19 protein-coding genes and 1 pseudogene are annotated in these 23,499 nt (G+C 62.7%); 11 read left to right on the forward strand and 9 right to left on the reverse strand.

Annotation, left to right across the window (positions count from 1 at the left end):
* Positions 1 to 42: 42 nt before the first annotated feature.
* Positions 43 to 1,047 carry a carbon-nitrogen hydrolase family protein gene (locus tag ABRP34_RS23115; RefSeq protein WP_353713455.1) on the forward strand — a complete coding sequence of 335 codons (1,005 nt, stop codon included), beginning with the start codon at positions 43 to 45 and terminating at the stop codon, positions 1,045 to 1,047.
* 61 nt (positions 1,048 to 1,108) lie between these two features.
* On the opposite strand, the gene ABRP34_RS23120 is transcribed toward ABRP34_RS23115, so the two are convergent.
* The 3 genes from ABRP34_RS23120 to ABRP34_RS23130 form a co-directional block, all read right to left on the reverse strand.
* Positions 1,109 to 1,807 (reverse strand): maleylpyruvate isomerase family mycothiol-dependent enzyme, encoded by a 699-nt coding sequence (locus ABRP34_RS23120; RefSeq protein WP_353713456.1) that lies wholly within the window; start codon positions 1,805 to 1,807, stop codon positions 1,109 to 1,111.
* Between the two features lie 165 nt (positions 1,808 to 1,972).
* Positions 1,973 to 3,448, reverse strand: a complete 1,476-nt coding sequence (locus ABRP34_RS23125) for an aldehyde dehydrogenase family protein (protein WP_353713457.1) — start codon at positions 3,446 to 3,448, stop codon at positions 1,973 to 1,975.
* Between the two features lie 66 nt (positions 3,449 to 3,514).
* Entirely contained in the window at positions 3,515 to 4,615 is a 1,101-nt protein-coding gene (locus ABRP34_RS23130) for an NAD(P)-dependent alcohol dehydrogenase (RefSeq protein ID WP_353713458.1), read from the reverse strand.
* A gap of 312 nt (positions 4,616 to 4,927) precedes the next feature.
* Between ABRP34_RS23130 and ABRP34_RS23135 the strand changes: the two genes are divergently transcribed.
* The 3 genes from ABRP34_RS23135 to ABRP34_RS23145 all read left to right on the forward strand — a co-directional run bounded on the left by ABRP34_RS23135 (position 4,928) and on the right by ABRP34_RS23145 (position 8,670).
* On the forward strand, positions 4,928 to 5,806 hold the full coding sequence (locus tag ABRP34_RS23135) for a helix-turn-helix domain-containing protein (RefSeq protein ID WP_353713676.1): 879 nt from the start codon (positions 4,928 to 4,930) through the stop codon (positions 5,804 to 5,806).
* A 334-nt stretch (positions 5,807 to 6,140) separates the two neighbouring features.
* The gene (locus tag ABRP34_RS23140) at positions 6,141 to 7,532 is read left to right on the forward strand and encodes an aromatic acid/H+ symport family MFS transporter (protein ID WP_353713677.1); all 1,392 of its coding nucleotides are present in this window, start codon (positions 6,141 to 6,143) and stop codon (positions 7,530 to 7,532) included.
* 208 nt (positions 7,533 to 7,740) lie between these two features.
* Positions 7,741 to 8,670 carry a LysR substrate-binding domain-containing protein gene (locus tag ABRP34_RS23145; protein ID WP_353713459.1) on the forward strand — a complete coding sequence of 310 codons (930 nt, stop codon included), beginning with the start codon at positions 7,741 to 7,743 and terminating at the stop codon, positions 8,668 to 8,670.
* A gap of 118 nt (positions 8,671 to 8,788) precedes the next feature.
* On the opposite strand, the gene ABRP34_RS23150 is transcribed toward ABRP34_RS23145, so the two are convergent.
* The 5 genes from ABRP34_RS23150 to benA all read right to left on the reverse strand — a co-directional run bounded on the left by ABRP34_RS23150 (position 8,789) and on the right by benA (position 16,165).
* Positions 8,789 to 11,620 carry an AAA family ATPase gene (locus ABRP34_RS23150; protein ID WP_353713460.1) on the reverse strand — a complete coding sequence of 944 codons (2,832 nt, stop codon included), beginning with the start codon at positions 11,618 to 11,620 and terminating at the stop codon, positions 8,789 to 8,791.
* 59 nt (positions 11,621 to 11,679) lie between these two features.
* Positions 11,680 to 12,507 carry a 1,6-dihydroxycyclohexa-2,4-diene-1-carboxylate dehydrogenase gene (locus tag ABRP34_RS23155; protein WP_353713461.1) on the reverse strand — a complete coding sequence of 276 codons (828 nt, stop codon included), beginning with the start codon at positions 12,505 to 12,507 and terminating at the stop codon, positions 11,680 to 11,682.
* On the reverse strand, positions 12,507 to 14,081 hold the full coding sequence (benC, locus tag ABRP34_RS23160) for a benzoate 1,2-dioxygenase electron transfer component BenC (RefSeq protein WP_353713462.1): 1,575 nt from the start codon (positions 14,079 to 14,081) through the stop codon (positions 12,507 to 12,509). Before benC ends, ABRP34_RS23155 begins: the two co-directional genes overlap by 1 nt.
* Positions 14,082 to 14,210: 129 nt before the next feature.
* Positions 14,211 to 14,747 carry a benzoate 1,2-dioxygenase small subunit gene (gene benB, locus ABRP34_RS23165; protein WP_353713463.1) on the reverse strand — a complete coding sequence of 179 codons (537 nt, stop codon included), beginning with the start codon at positions 14,745 to 14,747 and terminating at the stop codon, positions 14,211 to 14,213.
* A gap of 35 nt (positions 14,748 to 14,782) precedes the next feature.
* Positions 14,783 to 16,165 (reverse strand): benzoate 1,2-dioxygenase large subunit, encoded by a 1,383-nt coding sequence (benA, locus tag ABRP34_RS23170; protein ID WP_353713464.1) that lies wholly within the window; start codon positions 16,163 to 16,165, stop codon positions 14,783 to 14,785.
* 325 nt (positions 16,166 to 16,490) lie between these two features.
* On the opposite strand from benA, the gene catA reads away from it, so the two are divergent.
* The 7 genes and pseudogenes from catA to ABRP34_RS23205 all read left to right on the forward strand — a co-directional run bounded on the left by catA (position 16,491) and on the right by ABRP34_RS23205 (position 22,616).
* On the forward strand, positions 16,491 to 17,375 hold the full coding sequence (gene catA, locus ABRP34_RS23175) for a catechol 1,2-dioxygenase (RefSeq protein WP_353713465.1): 885 nt from the start codon (positions 16,491 to 16,493) through the stop codon (positions 17,373 to 17,375).
* 249 nt (positions 17,376 to 17,624) lie between these two features.
* A complete protein-coding gene (locus ABRP34_RS23180) occupies positions 17,625 to 18,725 on the forward strand; it encodes an enolase C-terminal domain-like protein (RefSeq protein WP_353713678.1) in 1,101 nt (366 codons plus the stop codon).
* Positions 18,726 to 18,752: 27 nt separating this feature from the next.
* Positions 18,753 to 19,031, forward strand: a complete 279-nt coding sequence (gene catC, locus ABRP34_RS23185; RefSeq protein WP_353713466.1) for a muconolactone Delta-isomerase — start codon at positions 18,753 to 18,755, stop codon at positions 19,029 to 19,031.
* 30 nt (positions 19,032 to 19,061) lie between these two features.
* A complete protein-coding gene (locus tag ABRP34_RS23190; protein ID WP_353713467.1) occupies positions 19,062 to 20,345 on the forward strand; it encodes a benzoate/H(+) symporter BenE family transporter in 1,284 nt (427 codons plus the stop codon).
* 145 nt (positions 20,346 to 20,490) lie between these two features.
* Positions 20,491 to 20,814, forward strand: a pseudogene (locus tag ABRP34_RS23195) (diguanylate cyclase); the annotation flags it as partial.
* 111 nt (positions 20,815 to 20,925) lie between these two features.
* Positions 20,926 to 21,450, forward strand: coding sequence for a VOC family protein (locus ABRP34_RS23200; RefSeq protein WP_353713468.1), 525 nt, complete (start codon positions 20,926 to 20,928; stop codon positions 21,448 to 21,450).
* A complete protein-coding gene (locus ABRP34_RS23205) occupies positions 21,447 to 22,616 on the forward strand; it encodes a luciferase family protein (protein WP_353713469.1) in 1,170 nt (389 codons plus the stop codon). Before ABRP34_RS23200 ends, ABRP34_RS23205 begins: the two co-directional genes overlap by 4 nt.
* Positions 22,617 to 22,631: 15 nt before the next feature.
* Here the strand turns inward: ABRP34_RS23205 and ABRP34_RS23210 are convergent, their stop codons facing one another.
* Positions 22,632 to 23,060, reverse strand: coding sequence for a hypothetical protein (locus ABRP34_RS23210; protein WP_353713470.1), 429 nt, complete (start codon positions 23,058 to 23,060; stop codon positions 22,632 to 22,634).
* Positions 23,061 to 23,499 lie beyond the last annotated feature (439 nt).

Here is a 23,499-nt window from a genome sequence, read left to right on the forward strand (position 1 = left end):
AAAAAATTGAAGCCTCACTACTCATTGGAAGAGGGATTCACAATGACTCACTACGTTGAGAAGTTCACGGCCGCCGTTGTGCAGGCGGAGCCTGTCTGGCTGGATCTGCAAGGTTCCGTGGATAAGACAATTGCTCTGGCAGAAGAGGCAGCTGGTAATGGAGCGAACATCGTTGCTTTTCCCGAGACCTGGGTTCCTGGCTACCCCTGGTGGATCTGGCTGGACTCAGTAGCGTGGCAGAGCCAGTTCGTTGTCCCGTACGCACAGAACTCGCTTTCCCTCGACTCACAGGAATTCACGGCGATCACAGACGCCGCACGCCGCCTCGGAATTGCGATTGCCCTTGGACACAGCGAACGCGTGGGCGGGTCCCTCTATATGGGACAAGCCCTTATCAGTTCAGACGGTACGGTGCTGAAGACCCGGCGGAAGCTCAAGCCCACACATGTGGAGAGGTCCGTATTTGGCGACGGCGACGGTTCCGATGTGGCGGTTGTGGACAGTGAATTCGGCCGCTGGGGCGCTTTGTGTTGCGCTGAACACCTCCAGCCCTTGACGAAGTACGCAATGTTCGCACAGCGGGAGCAACTTCACATCGCTGCCTGGCCCAGTTTCTCCATCTATGAGAACGCCGCCTACCTGCTCGGCCCTGAAGTGAATACCGCAGCGAGCCAACAGTATGCAGTTGAGGGTCAGACATTCGTGCTGGCACCGACCAGCATTATCGGCAAAGCGGCCTACGACACTTTTGTGGACACGGAACAAAAGCGGGAACTTCTGAAGCTCGGGGGCGGTTATGCACGCATCTACGGCCCTGACGGCCGCTCTCTCGCTACGCCCCTCGACCCCGCCCAAGAGGGGATCCTCTACGCCAACATTGACTACAACGAGATTCTTGGGGCGAAAAACGCCTACGACCCCGTGGGGCACTACTCGAGGCCGGACGTATTCCAGCTCCTTTTCAACCCGAACCCCCTTGACCGGGTCATCACGACTGAGCAGCTGACATCAGCCAACGAAACAGAGGTAGTTGAGCCTCGAGGCTGACCAAGGGAACAAACCGGTGTCCAGCGCCTGCACTGGACACCGGTGCCTCACTTGGCGAAACCTACCAAGAGGGCAGCGTCGGCAAGGGCCCGTCAGCCTCGACATTTTCAGCAACCCCGCGAGCCAGCCATTCGAGCAAGCCCTCGCGGTCAGAGGAGACGCGAAGGGCGCCGTCACCTATCACCCACTCGTCGCGTTCCTCTGTCACCAGCGTCATGCCGGGCGCGCCCTTGGCCCGCATCGTGCGAACAGCGGCTTCGAGTGCGTTGAGGACAGAGTCGGGGTCTGCTTCCTCGATCGTCCAGGCGGTGTCGAGGTCGTGGTGGTGGACGACGACCTCGGCGATCCTCAAGGCCACGATTGACGTTGCGGGGATCTGTTTGCCGTGCAGGTGGACCTCCTCGACTGCAAGATCCCCTGCCAACCGCTGAGCCTGCTCAGCAAAATACTGGGCGGCCTCACGCGCACGGCCAAGCAGTTCCTGCCTCGGCAAGGCGGCGAGCCCGGAAATCTCCTGGGCGCGTGCCTCCGTTGAGGCGTACAGTTGCTGCTCCTGACCGGTGACCGCCCAGTCGATGAGCTTGACCAGGGCGCGGCCATTTGAGGCGATGTGGGCTATGACGTCAGCCCGCGTCCATCCATCACACAGGGACGCAGCGGTCATCTCATCGTCGGACAGCGACTCAGCGGTTGCCATGAACATGTCGGTCTCACGGCCGAGGCGGGACAAGTCCGAGTGCAGGCGTGCAGGATTGATCATCTATTCACCTTATCCGTGGGTATCGTCCGCGACCGGCGATACCGGCCACTGATTCATACTGAAACGGTACCGATTCAGACTGGTCGGGACGCCGCGAAAGGTCCGGTAATACCGAATTGCCCCGCCGTGGCATGACTTGCACGCCACGGCGGGGCAAGTCCGGTCTCAGAGGCGCTTGACTCCGATGGTGTGATCTGTGGTGAACTCAGCGATTGCCCAGTCGCCGTTGAACCGGCCGAGCCCGGAGTTGCCTTCGCCGCCGAACGGCACGTGCGACTCGTCATGGACGGGCATTTCGTTGATATGGGTCATTCCGGCCTTGATGCCCAGGCTGAACTGCACGCCTCGGTCCAGGTTCTGAGTGAACACGGAACTGGACAGGCCGAATTCGCTGGCATTCGCCAGCTCCAGGGCGTGCGCCTCGTCGTCGGCCTTGAGGACACCTACCAAGGGTCCGAAGATCTCCTCGCGCGCGATCTCCATGTCGGGAGTGACATCGGCGAACACGTGCGGCGGTACAATTCGGCCCCGAATTTCACCTTCGAGGACCGTCCGGGCGCCTTCTGCCTTCGCGGAAGCGATTTTCACTTTCAGGCCCTCGAGCTGGCTGTCGTTGACTACGGGGCCCACCAAAGTCTGCGCCGAAGCAGGGTCGCCGGCGGGAACGCTTGAGGCGGCAGCCGTGAACCGGGTCAGGAACTCGTCATAGAGGGGTGCCTCCACGATGATGCGGTTGACGGCCATGCAGATCTGTCCCTGGTGCAGGAACTTGCCGAGGACGGCAGCCTCCACTGCTGCGTCCAGGTCTGCGTCGGCCAGGACTACCAGCGGTGAGTTCCCGCCGAGCTCCAGCGCCACGTGCTTGAGGTGCTTGCCGCTTGCGGCGAGCTTGCCAACGTTCTGGCCGACGGGAGTTGAACCGGTGAAGGAGATGAGACCAGGGACCGGGTGAGTAACAAAGTCGTCCCCGATCTCGGATCCAGCCCCGACAACGACGTTCAGTACTCCGGCCGGCAGACCGGCTTCTTCGAAGATCCTGGCAAGGATAAGTCCGCCCGTGACGGGGGTATCACTGGCCGGTTTAATGACCACGGCATTGCCCAGTGCCAGCGCGGGGGCAACTGAGCGCTCGGAGAGGTGCAGCGGGAAGTTCCAGGGGCTGATGACTCCGACAACACCGATCGGGCGGCGGTAGACGCGCAGTTCTTTGCCCGGGTTGTTGGACTCGACGATGCGTCCGTGGACGCGGGTGGGAAATGAGGATGCCTCCAGCGTAATTCCGGCGGCCAGTGACACCTCGACCTGTGCCTTGCCGACGGTGGAACCGGACTCTTTCACGATCCAGTCGACAATCTCCTCCCGCCGTTCTTCCAGGATCTGCGCGGCGCGGAGAATCACTTGGCGGCGGGCGACGGGTGACTGTGCGGCCCAAGCCTTCTGGGCCGCCTGGGCGGCGCGGTAGGCGTCATCCAGGTCCTGCTTGTTGGCCTGCCGGATGGTAGCCAGCACTGTGTCGTCGTAGGGGTTGGTGACGGTCAGAACCTTCTCCGACCGGCCGTCGCGCCACTCGCCGGCGATGAATTGCTGGGTGACAGGCTGGCCGGCAAAAGTTGCCGTGGTTTCCAAGGCGGTCGTGGTCATTAGGTGTTACTCCTTAAAAGGTGTCTGGGACAGTTGATTTCGTGCCAGTGTGGTTTGGTTGGGGTTTTAGAACACCAGGATGGACTTGATGACCTCTCCGCTTGCAGAGGCATCGAATGCGTCGTTTATCTCCGTAAACGCAAAAGTCTTGCTCAGTTTTTCCAGCGGGAACTTGCCTTGCTGCCAGAGCTGGATCAGCTGGGGAATGAACACCTGGGGTACGGAGTCCCCCTCGATGATGGTGCGGAAGTGCCAGCCCTTCAGCAGGGAGGCGCCCACTTCGAAGGAAACCTCTGTTCCCGGAGCCGGGGCTCCGACCAGGGCCACAGTCCCCCCGGTGCCGAGAATGTCGGCTCCTTTACGCAGGACCGCGGGGATCCCGGTGGTGTCCAGGGCGTAGTCGACGCCGAGTTCACGGGTGATCTGGGAAATTTCTGCGGCGACATCCATGGTTCGGCTGTTGATCACATGTGTGGCCCCCAGCTCCTTTGCTGTGGCCAGTCGGGAGTCGACGATGTCGATGGCGATGATCGTGGTCGCCCCGACGGCCGCGGCCGCCATGAGGGCCGCGCAACCGACGGCGCCGGTGCCGAAGACGGCGATGCTGGAGCCTGCCCGCACCTGAAGGGAATTGATTACAGCACCAGCCCCTGTCTGAAGGCCACATCCCAGCGGCCCGAGCAGCTCCAGGGGCAGCTCGCTGTCAACCTTGACGACGCTGCGGGCAGCGACGTTGACGTGGGTGGCGAAGGAGGATTGGCCAAAAAAGTGTGAGGAGATGGCCGTGTCGCCGTCCCTCAGGGCCGTAGATCCATCGGACCGGGCACCGGCGAAGTTTCGACCGAAGAAATCAGCGCAGTAAGCGGGACGCCCTGCCATGCACTGCCCGCACACTCCACAAGAGTTGGCTGAAAGCACCACCGAGTCACCGACGGCGACGGAGGTGACCAAGGAGCCTACGGCCTCCACAACTCCGGCGCCTTCGTGGCCCAGCACCGCCGGCAAGGGAGTGGGGTAAACCTGATCCCGGACGATCGCATCTGTATGGCATACCCCGGTCGCTACGAGTTTGACCCGGACCTCGTCCGGGCGGGGCTCGTCCAAAGATAGGTCAACGATCTCGAATGGGGTTTTGGGCGCTGTAGCGAGGGCTGCCGTGACCTTCATAAGTGGCTCCTCAACGTTGAGAATAGGATGACTGACGAATTTTGGGAGGCGGGCCGCACTGGCTCAAAACCGAACACGTGAGAGCGGTCAACGCCGGATGGGGTCCGGCGCGCAGGCCGGGTCAGTCCCGGGCGGTTGCAGTCGAGGTCCAGAAGCCGTGCGGCCGGATAGCTGCCTATACTGTGACACGTAGCACAGCAGGTGTGGTTGTCCAGCGATGACACGTGAGTTGTCGATTGGCGCCATCTTTCCGGACACGAGGAGGTGCCGCGCATGACAGAGAGTCTCATAGCTGAGGCGTGGCATCACGATATGGAGTCCGTCTTTGGTGGGCTGGAGGTTGTGCCGTTAGGCAGATCCTCTGGGCCGGTCTCGGGTGCCCTGAACTCTACTGACTTCGGAAGCGTTGGAATCTACGGTATCTCCGGAACGGCGCAACAACTTGTCCGCTCACCGCGTGCCGTCCGACAGTCACCGACAGAGTTGCTCAAGGTCTGTGCAATGCAGCGGGGACGTTGCATCATCGAACAGTCCGGGCATCAATACACTGTGAATGCCGGGGAACTTGGTCTATACGACACAGCCGTCCCCTACCGGCTCACGTTTCAGAGTGCATGGCAGTGCGAGGTGATGACGGCGCCCTCCGCAGCCCTGGCTTCCCCGCGGGCTGCGGTGGACAAAGCCAGCAAGCATCCCTGGTCTTCCACGACAGGGGCCGGAACTGTGTTGGCGCAGTTCATCAGCGCATGTGCCGCCCTGCCTGCTCCCCCGACAGCAGGCCGGGACCATTTGGCCGCCGCCGGCGCTTCCTTGCTTGCAGGAGTAGTCCTCCAGGACTTCGAGGCGGCGGCAGACCGCACGGGGGAGCTTTTCCGCCATGAGATCGAGTCCTACATTGGCCGCAACCTGCATGCTCCTGACTTGAACCTGGAAAGCATCGCTGCCGCACACCATGTCTCCGCGCGCACGGTGCAACGACTGTTTGCCGGGACGGGCCAGGGCGTTACCGGGTTTATTCGCAGCCAGCGGCTGCAGGCGGTCCGCCGTGATCTTGCGGACCTCCGCTCATCCCGTCTCACGATCGCCGAAGTAGCGGCCCGTTGGTGCATCCACGACGCCCAGTGGCTCGCCAAATCCTTCAAATCCGAATTCGGCATATCACCCTCCGAGTTCCGGAGATCGTCTTTGTGACTGTGCCCCCTAAGCGCGGGCGGAACCACCATCCCTTCGCACTTTTCCGCCCGGCCGCAGCTACGCCAGATTCGCAAGAGTCCAGCACCGCCGCAAAGAACAGCCGGATTCCTTATGCAAGCGGCCTCTGCAGTTCCGACGTGCTGCGCGTGTACTTTTGCACGTTGCTGTCTGGAATTACTCAATTGATATGCCGTAGGTATAGATGATCCCCCGGCGCGAACCCGGGTATTTCCCTCATATGGCGGGCGTCACACCTCTGGAACACTGGATGAAGCTGGGCCCCGGGCCCACCAACTTCCCACTTCCATGCTTCGTCAGAGAGGACAGGCATATGGCAAAGATGCATACCATCATCGCCGAAGAACCGCGCAAAGAGGCGCGCACCGCAAACTGGGTGGCCTTCGTTATCTGCACCGCCATGCTGTTCGATGGCTACGATCTTGTCGTTTACGGCACAGTCCTGCCGGGACTTCTGGCCGACCCAACCCAGATTGGGGCCTTTGATGCTGCAGCAGCTGGACTGCTTGGCTCCTGGGCGCTCATCGGAGTGCTTGTAGGGTCGCTGATATGCGGCGCGGTCGGCGACTTTTTCGGCCGCCGCCGGCTTCTCCTTCTGGGCATTGCGTGGTTCTCGATCGGAATGTTCGTCACGGCGCTGACTACGACCGTCACGGCCTTCGGCGCCATGCGCTTCATAACTGGCCTCGGGCTCGGCGTAGTTATCGCCAGCGCAGGAGCCACAATGGCAGAGTTCGCCCCGGCGGGCAGGCGGCAGTTCTATAACGCAATCGTCTACGGCGGAGTCCCCGCGGGCGGCGTTTTTGCCTCTGTTATGGGCATCCTGTTGCTCAATGACATCGGGTGGCGCGGTCTCTTCATGATCGGTGCTCTTCCCCTCGTCATCCTCGTGCCCATCGCCTGGTTCAAGCTCCCGGAGTCACCGCGTTGGCTGCTGGCCCGCGGTCGCGAGGATGAAGCCCAGGCTGCTGCCGTGCGAACAGGTGTTCCCCTTCTCGAAGAACGTATTATCCAGCAAGTGGGCGCCGCCCCGCAGAAGACCGGTTTTGCTGCCGTCTTTTCCCGTCAGTTCGCCGTGCCGTCCATCCTTTTGGGACTGATGTCCTTCTCGGGTCTGCTGTTGACCTACGGTTTGAACACCTGGCTGCCAAAAATCATGGAAGGCTATGGTTACGGGCGGACGTACGCACTGTTTTTCCCGCTGGCGCTGAACCTGGGGGCCGTCGTCGGAGGTCTGCTGCTCTCCCGGCTTGCTGACCGGCGAGGCCCCCAGCGGGTCATTTCCTTCACCTTCGTCCTGGCTACGATAACGCTTGTGCTGATGACGTTCGGCTTCCCCCTCCCGCTGCTCTTCCTCTTCATCGCTTTTGCAGGGGTCGGGACGCTCGGCACCCAGGTGCTTGTCTACGGGTTCCAGTCGAATTACTACACGACAAATGCCCGGGCGGCCGGCGTTGCTTGGTGCGCGAGCGTGGGCCGCTTCGGCGGCATTCTGGGACCGATCATCGGCGGCTGGCTGGCTGTCGCCGGCATCGGTGGCGCTACTGCGTTCTACATCTTTGGTGGCGTCGCCCTCCTGGGGGCGGTGGTCACCGTGATGGTCCCGCACCAGCGGAAACTCGAAGAAGCCGAACACAAAGTCGAGGAAATTGCGGAGCAGTCCGTGGAGGGCGGAATCGCAGCCACTCCGGCACAGCGCTCATAAGCCTTTCGATAGCCTCCACCGCCGCCGGCGATGCTCCCAGGTCTTTCCCTTGGAGCATCGTCGGCGGCATGCGGTGTGCTGCAGGGCATTGCACGGCTGGACCCTATGATTAGGTATCACAACAGTATTAGTTCAGTCATTCAGAGTTACTATATGAACTAATTGTGGCCGGCAGGCCAGCAGCATCCGGCGGAGGGACGCAAGGATCGTGGAAATTCGCCAGTTGAATTACTTCATCGCTGTAGCTGAAGAACGGCACTTTGGGCGAGCAGCAAAACGACTGCACATGGCCCAGCCGCCGCTATCCCAGCAAATCCGTCAGTTGGAGGAGCAGTTGGGTGTGCGCCTCCTGAACCGGACCACCCGCAGGGTGGAGCTCACCGCGGCAGGTCAGGAATTGCTTGACCGGGGGCGGCAGATCGTCAACGCGGTCGGGACCCTCCGGGCCGACGTCTATCAGGTGGGGCAGGGCGCCGCAGGCGTGCTCCGCGTAGGCTTCTCGGGCTCGGCAACGTACGGCGTCATGCCCTCCATCGTTCGGAGCGCCAAGCAGGCCCTGCCGGGGCTTTCGCTGCACATGCACGGGGAAATGCTTACCCCGGCCATGGAGAACGGGTTGCGGGACGGCACCTTGGATGTGGCGCTCTTGCGCCCGCCGATTGCTGCCCCAGGGATTGATTTCCGTGTTCTGTCGCGTGAGCCACTAATTGTCGCGTTGCCGGCGTTCAGTGCGCTGGCGGCCGGCAGGCCGGTGGCCATGCACGAGCTGCAGGACCAGGACTTCATCGCCTACCCGCCGGATTCAGTGTTGCACCGGACAACGGTCAGCATCTGCCGTCAGGCAGGCTTCCAGCCACGTATCACCCAAGTGCTCAGTGAGACGTCCATGATGCTCTCCTATGTTGCAGCCGGTGGTGGCGTTGCCCTCATGCCGGCCAGCATCCGCGCCCTGCAGCTCGAGGGCGTGGTCTACTGCGATATCGAGAAAGCTCCCGAGGTGGAGCTGGCAGTCGCGTGGCGGAGCGAGGACCGGTCAGCGCTCCTCCAAAGCTTCCTGGATATCGTGGTTGCCGCCACGACTTCCCTTACTCCTCCGCGTCCTTCGGCAACCGCCGTCCAGGCTACTAACAGCGAATAGAGCCCGGCGTGAGGCAGAGCCGCTTCTTCTGCTTCTTTCAGGTACGGTTGACGGAAAGCTCTTCCGGCGGCCCCGCCACATGCCGCTGCAAAGGTCGGCCATTCCGCAATTTTGTCGGTCAGTCAGTATCCCGAAACCGTGCAGCCAGTTCGCTCCGTGATCGGATTCCCAGCTTTCCGTAAATCCGGGTCAGATGGTACTGCACGGTTTTCTCAGCAATGAACAGGCTACGAGCTGCTTCCTTATTGGTCGTTCCGGCCGCAACGAGTTCGGCCACAGCCTGCTCCTGCGCCGTGAGCTGGGTCTGGGGCCGCGCGACGGCAGCGAGGACAGCGTCAGAAGGATCCGGCAGATTGCCGACATCAAGACCCGTTGCCTTCAGCTCGCGGTCACACCGGTCCACGTACGTCACAGCGCCCAACGAATCGTAGAGATCCCTTGCGACCCGCAGCACGGAGGACGCCAGACGCCGCTTGCCGGCGCGCCGCATGCTCTGCCCGTAGGCGAAGCTCACGCGCGCCCGCAGGTATGGCCGGTTTAGCCCCCGCAGGTGTCCCAGCGCCGTCTCGAAGTGTTCCCGGGCGCTTTCAGGGTCACCTTGGGCGGCCACCAGGCGGCCACGTGCCCAGGCCATGCGGGCCAAATCTGACGGCACCGCGCGTTCCCTCCGCACCTGTTCGAAGGCGGTCAGGAATGAATCGGCCTTGTCCAATTGGTCGGTCATGACCAATGCGTTCACGTAGGTGTCCTGCCAGGGCCAGAAGGAGACCCGGTTCTCGGTCCACGGGTCCAGCTCCGTCAGTGGCTGCAGTACCGCTAAAGCGCTCTCGTAGTCCGCGCGCGCCTCATGGAAGCGGGCCCGGGCGAGACTGGCTGGTACTTGCATGGCCCTGTAGGTTCCCGGCTGCACCGACGCCTGGGAGACGTAGTACCTGGCCCGGTCCCAATCTCCGCGCATAGACCATAGTTCAGCCGCAGTCCAGTACAGCAACGGGCGGATCAGGGGCATTCGCGAGGCCTCGAGCCGCACCGAACCGCGAGCCACAGTCGCGGCAGCAGCATCCCAGTTACCGAGTACCAGCTGGGTGCGTGCCAACCAGGCCTCCGCCCATAGGGAAATCCGCAATGAGCCACCTCGGAATTCCGTCGGTGCGGCGGCTTCAAGGTGGACCTGCGCGGTTTCAGCGTCATCCATGCGCAGGGCAAGCCAGCCGGCGCCTATCTGCACACGCTGCTTCTGGGCATTTTCGGAGGCATGCTCGAAGGCCTTTCGATAGGAGTCCTCCGCCTCGGACAGCCGGCCCTGGGCGTAGAGGCCCAACCCGTAAATGGCCTCTGATTCGATGTAGGCCGGAGTTCCCGGCTTGGTTAGGGACATGGCCTGCTCTGCCCACCGGGTTATGAGCGGGCCATCCCAGGAGGCAATACCGTGCAAAACCAGGCGCTGGGCCACCTGTGCGGCTGCCGCCGGGTCCCTTTCCGGGTTGCTCGTTCTCCACGCCATTTCCAACTGGGTTTGGGCGCTGTGATTCTGCCCTGACGCAGTGGAGAGGTAGCCAAGCACCGAGGAACGGAGCGCCGAGGGGGCCATGGCGTCTACCGCGGCGGCCCACATCTGGGCCTGGGCCATGTTCCCGGAACCTACGAGGGCGTCGACTGCTCTGAGGAGCCGATCATTAGCCGTGCGGACGTCCCCAGAGAGCCGTGACGCGGAAAAAAGCGCTGTCGAGACGTCATGCCACGCCCCGACCAGAGCCTGTCGGCGGGCGTAGGCTTCCAGTTCAGCAGCAAGATCCTCGTCAGCACCTGGCGTCGCGGACACCCGGTGGCCCAAACGATCGCCCTCAACCTGAACGATCTCGGCAGCCCTGCGATGGAGTTCTATGCGCCGGCTCGGGACTATCTGTTCATAAACGGACTCGGTCGTGCCCGTCTCAAAGAACGTCACCACCGAGCGCGCCTGTTCCACCGACAGGCCCAGCAGTCCGGCTCTGTGGCCCTCGTCCAGGGCATCCATTACGTCTTTGACTCCGCTGACGTGGGAGACTTCTGCTATTCCTGCGCTTCCCCCGAGTACTGATGCGGCCTCGGCGACAGCGACCAGATCAGCGGAAGCGCCATTGAGAAGGCTTCGTACCTGGGCCCGAACACGGGAGCTCGGCGGCAGGGACGAAAACCACGACCGCCAGGTTTCAGGGGGGAGCTCATCCAGGAGCTCAACAACAGGCTGCGGCAATCCGCCCGTATGCTGAACGATGCCGTGGGCGGCCGTCGCGCTCAAATCAATACCAAAGCGATGCCGTGCAAGGTTCTGGACCTCCTGGGGCGACAGTGGCTCCAGCCGGAGACGGAAAACCTGATGCCCGGTGAAGAACGCCAGGACGCCGGCCGGAACAAATTGGGAATGCGCGGGGTCCAGAGTGACAACAAACAGGATGCGTTTGTCGCGCAGCCGCCGCATGGCGAACACGAGGACGTGCAGGCTGTCTGGGTCAAGGTTCTGGACGTCATCGACGGCGACGACCACGGTGCCGTGTGCCTGTAGCCCTTCGAGATGCGCCATGAAGGTTGATGCATGCTTGGCTACCTGAGCGGGACTGAGAGTGTCCGGGGAATCAGGCAGTGGGGCCGCCGCTGCAGCATGGTCGGTAGCGGTGCGCAGCGGCGGGGTGGCCATCAGCTGGGAGTAGCCAGCCAACGGGAACTGCGCCTCCCACTCGTCTCCGGTTGCCGAGAGCACGCGTACGCCGCGGGCCGCCGAGCGGCAGTACTCTAGGAAGCGGTCGAGAACAGCGGTTTTTCCCGAGCCCTGCAGACCACTGAGCACAATGGTTCGTACAGTGCCCTTACGCACTGTGCGCAGTGTCTCCAACAGCTCCTGGTAGACCTCCCCCCGGCCCAGGAGTGTCAGATCCTCCTCCGCGTTGCCTTGCTGGGAGCCGGGGATCATGCTGGCAAGCTTACTTGAGCGCCGCATGGTCCCACTCGGCCTTTCGGGTCACGGCCGGCTCAACCGAGGTCTCCGCCCGCCACCGGAAGGATGCTTCCTGTTACATAGGAAGCCTCGTCGGATGCCATGAAGACAATCGGTGCAGCTTGTTCATCCAGCGTGCCGTAGCGCTTCATAAAGGAGGACTCCATCGTCTGGTCCACGATGGTCTGGTACCAGGCCTGCTCGGTCGTGGATTCAGCCTCGGGCCCCCGCTTGACCTTCCGCGGCGGCGCCTCGGTGCCGCCCGGAGCTGTCGCGACCACGCGGACGCCACGGCCGGCGACCTCCATGGCCAGCGACTGGGTCAAGGCGTTGATTCCTCCCTTGGCCGCGGCATACGGGACACGGTGCAGACCGCGGGTCGCCACTGAGGAGACATTGACGATCGTGCCGGAGCCTTGCTGCAGCATGGAGGGCAGCACGGCCCGGCAGGTCCAGAGAGTGGGGAAGAGCGAGCGGCGGATTTCCTTTTCGATCTTGTCCTCGTCGTATTCTTCATAGGGCCGCGCCCAGATGGTGCCCCCGACGTTGTTGACCAGAACGTCCACACGGCCATGCGTGCCCAGAGCCGCATCCACCGCCTCCCGGGCGCCGGCGAAGGTTTCCAGATCGGCTGTCACGGACGTGGCTGAGCCGACCGAACCGGCGCTTTGTGCCGCCTCCCCGATTTCCCGGGCCACTTCGTGGACGAGCTTGGCCCTGTCCACGAGAACGACGGCGCCGCCCTCTGCTGCAATGCGCTGTGCAACCTTCTGGCCGATTCCCTGGGCTGATCCCGTCACCACGGCAACCTTGCCGGCATACCGGCCAGGCGTGAGGAACTGTCCCGCGTATGGCACTGCCATCAGTGGTCCGCCGTCTTGGCGTCAATCGCTCCGGCCATGGTTTCCTTGGCTGCCTGCGCGTGGCCGGTGATGAGTTCGCGGACCCGGGCCTTATCGTGGCGCTCGAAAGCGTCCACGATGTCAAGGTGGTCCTGCGTGACCCGTTCGAAGATACGGGTTCCGGCTTCGAAGGTTGCCGCCATCTGCGCGTGGACGTCAAGCCTCCGGTAGGACTCGAGCAGCGTCGGGTTGTCACACACCACGAAGAGGTATTCGTGGAACTCTTCGTTCGTCCGCGCAAACTCCTCCGGGTCCTGGACGGTCCCGGCGCTGACAGAGCGCGTGGTGGCCTCGGCTAGGCGCCGGAACTGACGCAGCTGTTCCTCACTGAGGCGGCCCAGCAGCAGTTCGCTGACGGCGAGCTCCAGGCCCATGCGGGCATCCAGCTGTGCAAAGCTGTCTTCCTTGCGGAAATCCAGCCGGCCGGTCTCAAGCGACGAGACGGCCTCGGTTCGGCTGATGGTATCGCCTTCGGCCTGGATTTTCTCCGCCGGGGCGGGGGCGCCCGTCTCGGCGTCGCCCCCGGTGCTCTCCTTCGGGGCAAAGCGTTCGAAGTAGAAGTTGGCAGGCTGGATGTTTTCGCTGTCCAGCCATTTGGAGACCGCGTTCACCATGGGCGGCGGCCCGCACAGGTAGACATCAACGTCACCGTCGTTGAGGTGGGTAGGCTCGATGATCTGGGTGACATAGCCGGTATGCGGTGCGGACGTGCCGGGCTCGGAGGCTATGTAGTCCCAAGTGAAGTTGGGCAGCTTCGCTTCGTAGGCGCGCAGCCAGTCAAGCCCTACGATGTCGGCTTCCCGGGAGACACCGTAGATCAGGTGGATCGGGGTGGCCGGCGGGTTCTGGGAGAGCTTCTCCAGGATTGCCAGCAGCGGTGCCAGTCCGGTTCCGCCTGCAAGCAGCAGCAGGGGACGCTTGGGGTCCCGGAGGAAGAATGAGCCGTAGGGGCCGGTGAACTCAATGGTGTCGCCAACGGCCGCCCGGTCACGGAGGTACTCCGACATCGCGCCTTGCGGAGTAATGCGCACCATGAAGGATGCTTTCTCAACGTCGGGTCCGTTACTGAAGGAGTACGAACGCTCGGCATCAGTGCCCGGAACCTTGATGTTGACATACTGGCCGGGCAGGAACGCCAACGCCTCCCGGTTCTGGACCTCCAGGGAGAAGGAGATCGTGGACTCCGAGTGTTTGTCGAGCTCAATGAGGGTGGATGTGAACGTGATCGCAGAGGTCTTCGCGGACTCTGACGTCGCCGGGATTTGGAGGGCGAGGTCCGATTCCGGGACCGCCTGGCAGGTGAGCAGGTAGCCCTTTTCGAGTTCCTCCTCGGTCATCGCGTCGTCGATAAAGTCACCGGGGTCGAAGGAGCCCGAGTCACAGAAAGTCTTACAGGTGCCGCAGGCACCGTCACGGCAGTCCGACGGGATGTTGATGCGCGCTTTGTACGCTGCGTCCATGACGGTCTCATAGTCGCCGACCTTGATGACCTTGGTGACGCCGTCCTCGAAGCTGAGGGCTACCTGATGGCCCATGATTTCCTCCTGGCTGGGAATCGCGTCTTCACGACCCCGAAAGTTATTGCTGTTGTCTCGTGTGAGGTGATGTCCGGCAGGACGCTGGGGACCGTGACCTCTAGCGAGTACGGCCGACGGCGCGGGCCGTCAGATCATGTAGACATCCACCACGTGGTGGATGTAATCGTTCTTCAGGACGACCTTCTTCTTGAGGATCACCGGCTCGCCGCCGGAGAGATCGATCGTGTAGAAGCTCGTGCCGAAGTAAGTGTCCGTGGTGTTGTAACGGAAGTACAGGGTGAACCAGTTGAAGCGGACCTTCACCTGGTCGCCATCATGCTCCAGAATCTCGACGTCGGTGATGTTGTGTCCGGTCCTCGGTTCCGGAAGCGACGTAGCCGACGAGCGGTCGGTCTTGATGCGGAAAACGCGGTCTTCAATCCCGCCACGGTTGTCGTAGTAGATGAGCGAAATTTCGTTCTGGGGATCCTCGGTGAGGCGGTCATCGACGTCCCAGGCCGGCATCCAGAACTCGGAGTCCGGGTGGTAGCACTGCAACCACTCATCGAACTGGCGGTCATCCAGCAGGCGGGCCTCCTTGTAAAGGAAGGCACGCACTGTTTCGAGGGTGGCAATCTGCTGGGCGGTTTTGAACGAGGTCACGGGTGTGGTCAGGCTTGTCATGGGTTTTGCAGCTCTCTCTGGGTCCGTTGGTCTGATCAGGCGGTGACGGGTACGGATTCCGGTGTTGAGCGCTCTTCCTCGGTTAGGGCCCTGTCCATGACTTCCTTCCAGTACCCATGCTGGATCGGGTACAGTCCCTCGTCCTCGGTGCGCACACCGGAGGCGATGACCCGGGTCATGCCCAACGCCTGTGCCTGCTCGTCCGGGCCCTGGATCTCGTGGGTGGAACCGCGGGTCATGTCATTCCACGGTGCAGCGGTGGCCCAGTAGGTCTTGTTGCAGGAACGGAACTCTTCGAGGTCATCGGGAGTGGCCATGCCGGTGGCGTTAAAGAAGTCTTCGTACTGCCGGATCCGCTTGGACCGGTTTTCCTGCGATTCACCCTTGGGGGCGATGCAGTAGATCGTGACTTCGGTCTGGTCCGCCGAAATCGGCCGGAAGTGCCGGATCTGCGAGGAGAACTGGTCCATGATGTAGACATTCGGGTACAGGCAGAGGTTCCGCGAGATGTTGATCATGAAGTTCGCCATTTCCTCGCCGTACTTTTCGACGAGTTCGTCGCGGCGGTCCCACAGGGGGCGGTCCTCGGGGTTGGTCCATTCCTGCCACAGGAGCAGGTGCCCGTGGTCATAGGAGTAGAACCCGCCCTTGACCTTGCCCCACTTGCCGGCGTCCATGGCCTTGGTCTTATTGGCTGAGTCGCCGGCGCTGCGGCGCGCAGTTGTTGCTGCGTAATTCCAGTGGACAGCGGTGACGTGGTATCCGTCTGCGCCGTTTTCCGCCTGGACCTTCCAGTTGCCGTCGTATGTGTAGGTCGAGGAGCCCCGCAGGACCTCCAGTCCTTCGGGCGACTGGTCCACGATGGAGTCGATCACCTTGGTGGCGTCGCCCAGGTGTTCTTCAAGCGGGAGGACATCGGCATTGAGCGAGCCGAACAGGAAACCACGGTATGACTCGAAGCGGGCGACCTTGGTGAGGTCGTGCGAGCCTTCCTTGTTGAAGTTCTCCGGGTACCCGGCATTGCGGGAGTCCTTGACCTTCAGCAGCTCGCCGGAGTTCTTGAACGTCCAGCCGTGGAAGGGACACGTGAACGTGGTGCGGTTGTCGGTCTTGCGGCGGCAGAGCATCGCGCCCCGGTGGGAGCAGGCATTGACGATGCAGTTGATCTTCTCGTCCTTGTCCCGGGTGATCACGACGGGCGTCCGCCCGATGTAGGTGGTGAAGTAGTCCCCCACGTTGGGAACCTGGGATTCGTGCGCCAGGTAGACCCAGTTGCCCTCGAAGATGTGCTTCATCTCGAGTTCGAAGATTTCTTCATCGGTGAAGATCTCGCGCTTGGCCCGGATGACGCCGTTTTCACGATCATCGATCACGGCATCTGCAAGGACCTCACGGACCCGGCTCAGGTTCTCGGTCATGACGTACTCCTTCTTCGGAGAGTTTGGGGCTGGCGGGCGGCGTCTCGAAGACCACGGTTCCTGCCGAAAGAAAAATGTATGTGAGCAATTCTGCTTCAAGGTGACAGCACTCACATCAGGTAAAACCCTAGGATCGACCAAGGGTGGCATTGATTACTGCCGGTGTCATAATCAGCCGCTAATAAATATTTGTTTCGTCCTTATCGGCGGCCTAACCTGAGATAAATGTCACGTGAAGCCACCTGACCGCTGTTGCGGCGGCGGGGCGCTCACGACAGGATGGGAGCCCTTCCCGTCCCCGCTACAAGGATCAGTGGAGATCACCATGACTGAAATTCAGAACGACATCCGCCAGGAAAACGAGGGAACCGCCGTGGAGGCCGGCTCGAAGGCCACCGAGCGCTTCGCCGCATCGGGCAAGACCTCCAGCGTGGCCGTGCCCAAGGAGCGCGTGAGCCTGCTCGCTGGCGCCTTGATTAAGGCTGCGAACGACATCGTCGTCGAACACCAGGTCACCTATGAGGAGTACAACGCGCTGAAGGCGTGGCTGATCAAGGTCGGCACCGACGGAGAGTGGCCCCTGTTCCTCGACGTGTGGCTCGAACACACCGTTGAGGATGTCAACTCCCAGGACCGTCCCGGCACCAGGGGAACCATCGAAGGCCCTTACTACGTGCCGGACTCGCCCGTGCTCGAATCCCCGGCCACCGTCGAGATGCGTGAGGATGAGGAGGGCACGCCGCTGCGCTTCAGCGGCCGCTTTACCGATACAGACGGCAACCCGATCCAGGGAGCACAGATTGAGATCTGGCACGCCGATGCAGCCGGTTTCTACTCGCAGTACGCACCGGGCCTTCCGGAGTGGCTGTTCCGTGCAACGGTCAAGGCCAATGACGATGGGCAGTTCACCATCCACACCATGCGCCCGGCTCCATACCAGATCCCTACAGACGGTGCCTGTGGGCAGCTCATCGAAGCAGCAGGATGGCACGCCTGGAGGCCCGCCCACATCCACATCAAGGTTTCCGCGCCCGGATTCCAGCCGGTGACCCAGCAGCTCTACTTCCCCGGAGACCCGCACAACGCTGATGACATCGCTTCCGCAGTCAAGCCCGAGCTCATGCTCGACCCCAAACCGCGCACCGATGGCGCGGCGGGCGAGGAAGCTGTATACGACTATGTTCTCGCCCGGGTCGGAGAGTCCAAGTAACAACTAACGCGCCTGCCCCGGCCAGGGGCGGCCCGTCCAGATGAGGCGCCCCGGAGCGGAAGGCTCCGGGGCGTTTCTCCAGCCGGCGGAGCCATTCCCGGCCAGCTCCCACCGCCCCTGAGGGGATTCGTTGTTGTTGATAACGAATTACGAAAACTCCTTCACCGAATTTCCATCGCTATGCCCAGTGCAGCCAGCTTCACCTCGTTCGCCATGACCCGCCCCGCCTCACTGAAAGGAACCGCGCCGTTGAAAATCGAACGGATTGAAGTGATTCCCTACTCCATTCCCTATACGCACCCCTTGAAGTTCGCCAGCGGTGAGGTGACGAATGCCGATCATGTTTTGGTGCGCCTGTACACGGACGACGGTGTCGTTGGAGTCGCAGACGCACCCCCACGTCCGTACACCTATGGCGAGACCCAGGTGTCAATCGGGACGATCATTGAGGGAACTTTCGCCCCGCAGCTGATCGGCCTTGAGATCACGGACCGGGAGCAGATTCATGCGGTGCTGCGTCGGACCATCCACAACCAGGTGGCAAAGGGTGCGGTCGACATTGCGGTATGGGACGCGATCGGCAAGACACTCGGCACTCCGGTCCACAAGCTCCTCGGAGGGTACACAGACCGGATGAGGGTCAGCCACATGCTCGGCTTCCGGCCCGCCCAGGAGCTTCTGGACGAGGCTCTGCGCTTCGGTGAGGAATACGGCATCACCACGTTCAAGCTGAAAGTGGGCCGACGGCCGCTGTCACTGGACATCGAGGCATGCCGCGTACTGCGCGAGGGCCTCGGTGAGGACGTGGAGATCTACCTTGACGCCAACCGGGGCTGGACTGCCAACGAGGCCCTCGAGGTACTGCACCGCTCCGAGGGGCTCGGACTGACCCTGCTCGAGGAACCGTGCGATGCCAAGGAAGCAATGAGCCGCCGGCGCCTGGTCGACAAGTCGCCAATCCCTGTGGTGGGTGATGAATCCGTCCCCACGGCAGGGGACGCGTCCCGCGAGCTTCTTTCAGGCGGTTGTAATGCCATCTGCATCAAGACCGCGCGATCGGGTTTCACTGAGGCCACTGAGATTCTGGGGCTGTGCACCGGGCTCGGGGTCGACGTGACCATGGGCAACCAGATCGATACGCAGGTCGGCTCGCTGGCGACGGTCGCCTTTGGTGCCGCCCACGAAGCCACCAGCCGCCGGGCAGGGGAACTGTCGAACTTCCTGGACATGTCCGATGATCTGCTGGCCGATCCACTCCGGATCATCAACGGGACGATTGCCGTGCGCGATCTGCCCGGCGTCGGCGCAGAAATCGACGAAGTCAAGCTCGCGAAGTACCGGCTGTCCTAGCCCCCCGATCACCAGGAGAACGAAATAATGTTGTTTTTGGCACGCATGGACGTGCAGTTCCCCCCGCACCTATCCGCAGCGGATATCACCCGCATGCAGGGACTGGAGAAGGAATACTCCCAGCAGCTGCAACAGGAAGGCCGACTTGCCTCGATCTGGCGGGTTGTCGGCGAGTACGCCAATTACTCGGTATTCGACGTCGCATCAAACGACGAGCTGCATGGTGTCCTCAGCAGCTTCCCCATGTACCCGTACATGAAGGTCAAGGTCACACCCCTGGCCAAACACCCCAACTCCATCCGCTGAGGGTCCATCCTCATCGATTCAGGAGCAACCATGCCCCAGTCCTCGAAGGCCCGGTCCACAGCCAACAAGTCGGCACGGGCCCTGCAACCAGGTCCCCAACCGCTCTTCGAGAGACCCAGGGTCCGCCCGGCAGGCATCCGCGATTTCTTGCGGGACATCGGGCCGCACTACGCCTCGAACGGGGCAGTCGGACTGGCCTTCTCCGCCTCGGGCCCGATTGCGGTCACCCTTACCGTCGGGTCGCTGGGCGGACTGACCCAGGGCCAGCTGGCGTCGTGGGTCTTCGCTATCTTCCTCTCGGCGGGTGCGGCGACGGTGCTCATGTCCATGATCTATCGCCAGCCCCTGGGTTTTGCCTGGTCCATCCCGGGCACCGTACTGCTGGGGCCATCGCTGCAGCACCTGTCCTTCCCCGAGGTGGTGGGGGCGTTCTTCTCAGCCGGAGTCCTGATCCTCGCCCTCGGCGCCACGGGAGTAGTGCGACGGATCATGGCGGCCATCCCCCTGCCGATCGTCATGGCCATGGTCGCGGCCGTTTTCCTCCGGTTCGGTACCGACATTGTCACCTCCACGCGCGACGATCCCGCAGTGGCGGTACCCATGGTAGTTGCGTTCCTCGTGCTCACCGCTGTGCCGGCATTGGGCAAATATCTCCCCCCGGTACTCGGCACCCTTGCGGTGGGCATCGTCTCCGTCGCACTCAGCGGCCGATTCATCATTGAGGGGGGAGGACCGGTTTTTGCCTCGCCATTGTTCACTGCCCCCGTCTTCACCTGGGCAGCCCAACTGGAACTGGTCATCCCTCTGGCGCTCACTGTCCTAGTCGTGCAGAACGGGCAGGGCGCAGCTGTGCTGACGGCCGCAGGCCACAAACCGCCAATCAACGTCTTCGCCATGAGCTCCGGGGTATTCTCCCTGCTCAATGCCTCCTTCGGCGGAATTTCGGCATGCGTGACCGGCCCCACCAATGCCCTGTTGACCGCCTCCGGGCAGAAAAATCGCCAGTACACCGCCGCGGTGATCTACGGTTTACTGTCTCTGGTATGTGCTCTGGTGGCTCCCATGCTGACCCGGCTCATGCTCGCCACCCCGCAGGCGTTCATTCTGGCCTTGGGCGGCATTGCCATGCTCAGGGCCCTCCAGCAGGCGTTCGTTGCTGCCTTCGCGACGAAGTTCACGCTCGGCGCCCTCGTCACTTTCGTCGTCACAATTTCAGGGCTAAACCTCTTCAACATCCACGCCGCGTTCTGGGGCGTCGTCATCGGTTACGGCGTATCCCGCCTGCTCGAGCGGCAGGACCACGCGACGACATGAAACTATCGCCGACGGCATGGAATATTCCTGCCTCCAGACGCGCACCCATAACTGCCGTTTGTACCTGAAAACGTTGACCTGCACTGCCACCGACCTGAAGGGAGTCATCGTGGCCAAGCCGAACATCACGGGCGAACTGCTATCGACCGTACCAGCCGATTCCTCGGCCGCCCCCGAGATCCAGGCCTCGCTTCCCAACTCCAGCGTCGTGAAGGCATTCAACACCACCTTCGCGGCCACCCTGGCCTCGGGCGAAATCGCCGGGCAGCCCACCACGGTGCTGATCGCCGGGGACGACGCGGACGCGAAGACCCGGCTCGCTGGGGTCATCACCGCCGCCGGCCTGCGCGCCATCGACGCCGGATCGCTGCGCCGGGCACGTGAGCTGGAGGCAACGGGCTTCCTGCAGATCGCCCTCGCCGCCGGTGAAAAGATCGCCTGGACCGGCGGCTTCGCCGTCAAGGCCTAAGCAGGCAGTCAACCCGACTCCGCACCACCGTATTTTCCGGGAGCCGGCCGCCTAATAGGCCGGCTCCCGCACCACGGGCGCGGCTTCCGTACCGAGAAAGAACCACCTCCGATGCCAGTCTCACCCGTCCGGCTGAACCATGCCGTACTCTTCGTCACCGACCTTGCCAGGACCGAGCGCTTTTATACCCAGGTCTTCGGGATGGAAGTCGTCGCCCGCGAACCGCGCGCCAACGCGTCCTTCCTGAGGCTTCCGCGCTCCGGTAATCACCACGACCTCGGCCTCTTCGGGGTAGGCGCCAGCGCGCCGCCCAGGGTGCGTGGCGGCGTCGGGCTCTACCACCTTGCCTGGCAGCTGGACACCATCGAAGAGCTGGCTGAAGCCCGAAGGACCTTGGAAGATGCCGGCGCGTACACAGGTCAATCCAGTCATGGGGCCACGAAAAGCGTCTACGGCGCGGATCCGGACGGCAACGAGTTCGAACTTATGTGGATGCTTCCCCGCCAGCATTGGGGCGAGCACGCGAACACCGCGCCCGTTGAGCCGCTGGAGCTCGACGACGAACTGCGCAGATGCTCCGGTGTGCCCACCGCTGGCCGAATCACCGACATTAACCCTGATGAGGACAACAAATGAATGACGCCTTCGCCGAACCCACGGTTGTCTGGCACAGCCCTGACACCACCGACCGTCCCCTGGTGGTGCTGCTGCACGGACGCGGCGCCGATGAGACCGGCATCATCGGCTTGGCCGGACACCTCCCAAAGGGCCCGTCGTACGCAGCTGTCCGCGCACCGATTCCCGCCGGAGGCGGATACGCCTGGTTCGCCAACCGTGGAATCGGCCGTCCGGTCGCGGAGTCCCTCAAACAGACCATGGCTTGGTTCCGGACGTGGCTCGACCACCTGGCACCCGCCGGGCGCCCGGTAATACTCGTTGGCTTTAGCGGCGGCGCAGCATTTGCCGGAGGTCTGCTCCTGTCCGATCCACAGCGATTCGCAAGCGCCGCCATCCTCTACGGAACGTTACCGTTCGACGCCGGCGTCCCAACTTCACCTGCCCGCTTGGCCGGAGTGCCCGTTTTCGTAGCCCAAGGCGAAACGGACACAATCATCCCGCGCGAGCTCCTGGACCGCACATGGACCTACCTGCTTGGTGATTCCGGCGCACCCAGCTACGCCCGCCGCGACCCCGGCGGCCATAATCTCACCAACACCACTGTTGCCGAGCTCGGCGGATGGATCGCGGAACGGCTGCACTTCCTTGCCTCTCGCGGCACCCTGCCGTCCGACGATGGCACCTGGAGCAACCTTCCCGACGGCGCACTCCCGGCCCGTTCCGGTGCCCGCCCCGACGTTTCCTGGTCAATACCGCAGGAGCAACGCTCCGACAATAGCCCGCGCCAAGTCCGGGAGCGGCTCCTGAACCGGGTCCTCGCCTTGCCCGGGGTAACTGCACGCCAGTCAGCCATCTCCGTACCAGGTGCAACCGGGTTCATGATCGAACGCGACCCGCGGACGCCGCTTGATGCATTCCTCGTTCCACAGGCCGGAGAGTTTGCGCACCTCCACCCCGAACACGACGGATCACTGCATATGGCCTTGCCTCCGGCGCTTGCCCGCGAGGCCATAGCCAAAGGTTGGGGCGTGGCTCATCCCTTGGCCGGCATCAGGCTTGCCCGGGGAATGGTCATGATCTACGGACCACGGAACGACGCTGAACTTGATGTCGTCACCGGAATCCTGCAGACAAGCCACGCCTACGCCACCGCCCCGCTCCCCGCAGGCAGCGGAAACGCCTGACATCCCGCGGAGCCTCTAGCTTTGGCGGACAGCAGCCCTCACGGTTTGCGAGAGGTGAATCGCCCTCACATCCGCGCCGCCCGGGAGTTGCATCTGGAGCGGGATGTAGCCAAAGCTGATGCCGTACAGCGGGTCGGCGTACCCCAGCGCTCCACCAGCACCATCATGGCCAAACGCCTGGTAGCTGCCAAAATCACAGCCTGGGTGGGGCTTCATGAAGACGACGCCGAACGCCGTCGGGAAATTCAGGACTCCAATCCCCACACCTGTTGCTGGCTTTTTTGCCGCAACAGTATCGGAGTCCAGGAAGGCATCCCCGTCAGGCCAATTGCCGCTGCGCAAACCTGCGCCAGCCCCCTTGACGATCCGACTACGCCAACTGCGGCCGGCCCAGCCCGGCGATTGGGTGAGTAATGAAAGCCCCGCAAGAAACAAGGTCGTCAAGCTAAGTACACCCCAACCTGACGTCAGGCTGGGGTGTAGAAAGCGTCAGGATAGGATCGAGAATCCCCCTTTCTCGACACACCTTCTCGGGGGCCTTAGACCCCAACCTGACACTTCGGAGCTGGAAGTTCGAGTGGCGGCTAGGCGCATCGAATAGGCATTTGCGTGGGGTTCTGCGCTTCGTGGCGGCGTTCAGATCCACGGATGTCGCCATTGCCAGCGTCAGTTGCTGGTTTCTGGCTCCCCTGCTTATCCCGATGGGCGTGTAGCCGGGAATGCTCGGGTCCAGGAGGACTCTCATGTGGCGGTCTGCCAGGTCGCGCTACCAGACGCCCACGCTGGTGGCGGGTCGAGGGGCAGGTGTTCACAGAAGGGACGCCGCGGACACACGTCCCCACCTGAAAAACAAACTAGTCTAGATCAGGTTTGTGTGTCGGCG

Source organism: Arthrobacter sp. K5, from assembly GCF_040448525.1.
GTDB classification, from domain to species: domain Bacteria; phylum Actinomycetota; class Actinomycetes; order Actinomycetales; family Micrococcaceae; genus Arthrobacter; species Arthrobacter globiformis.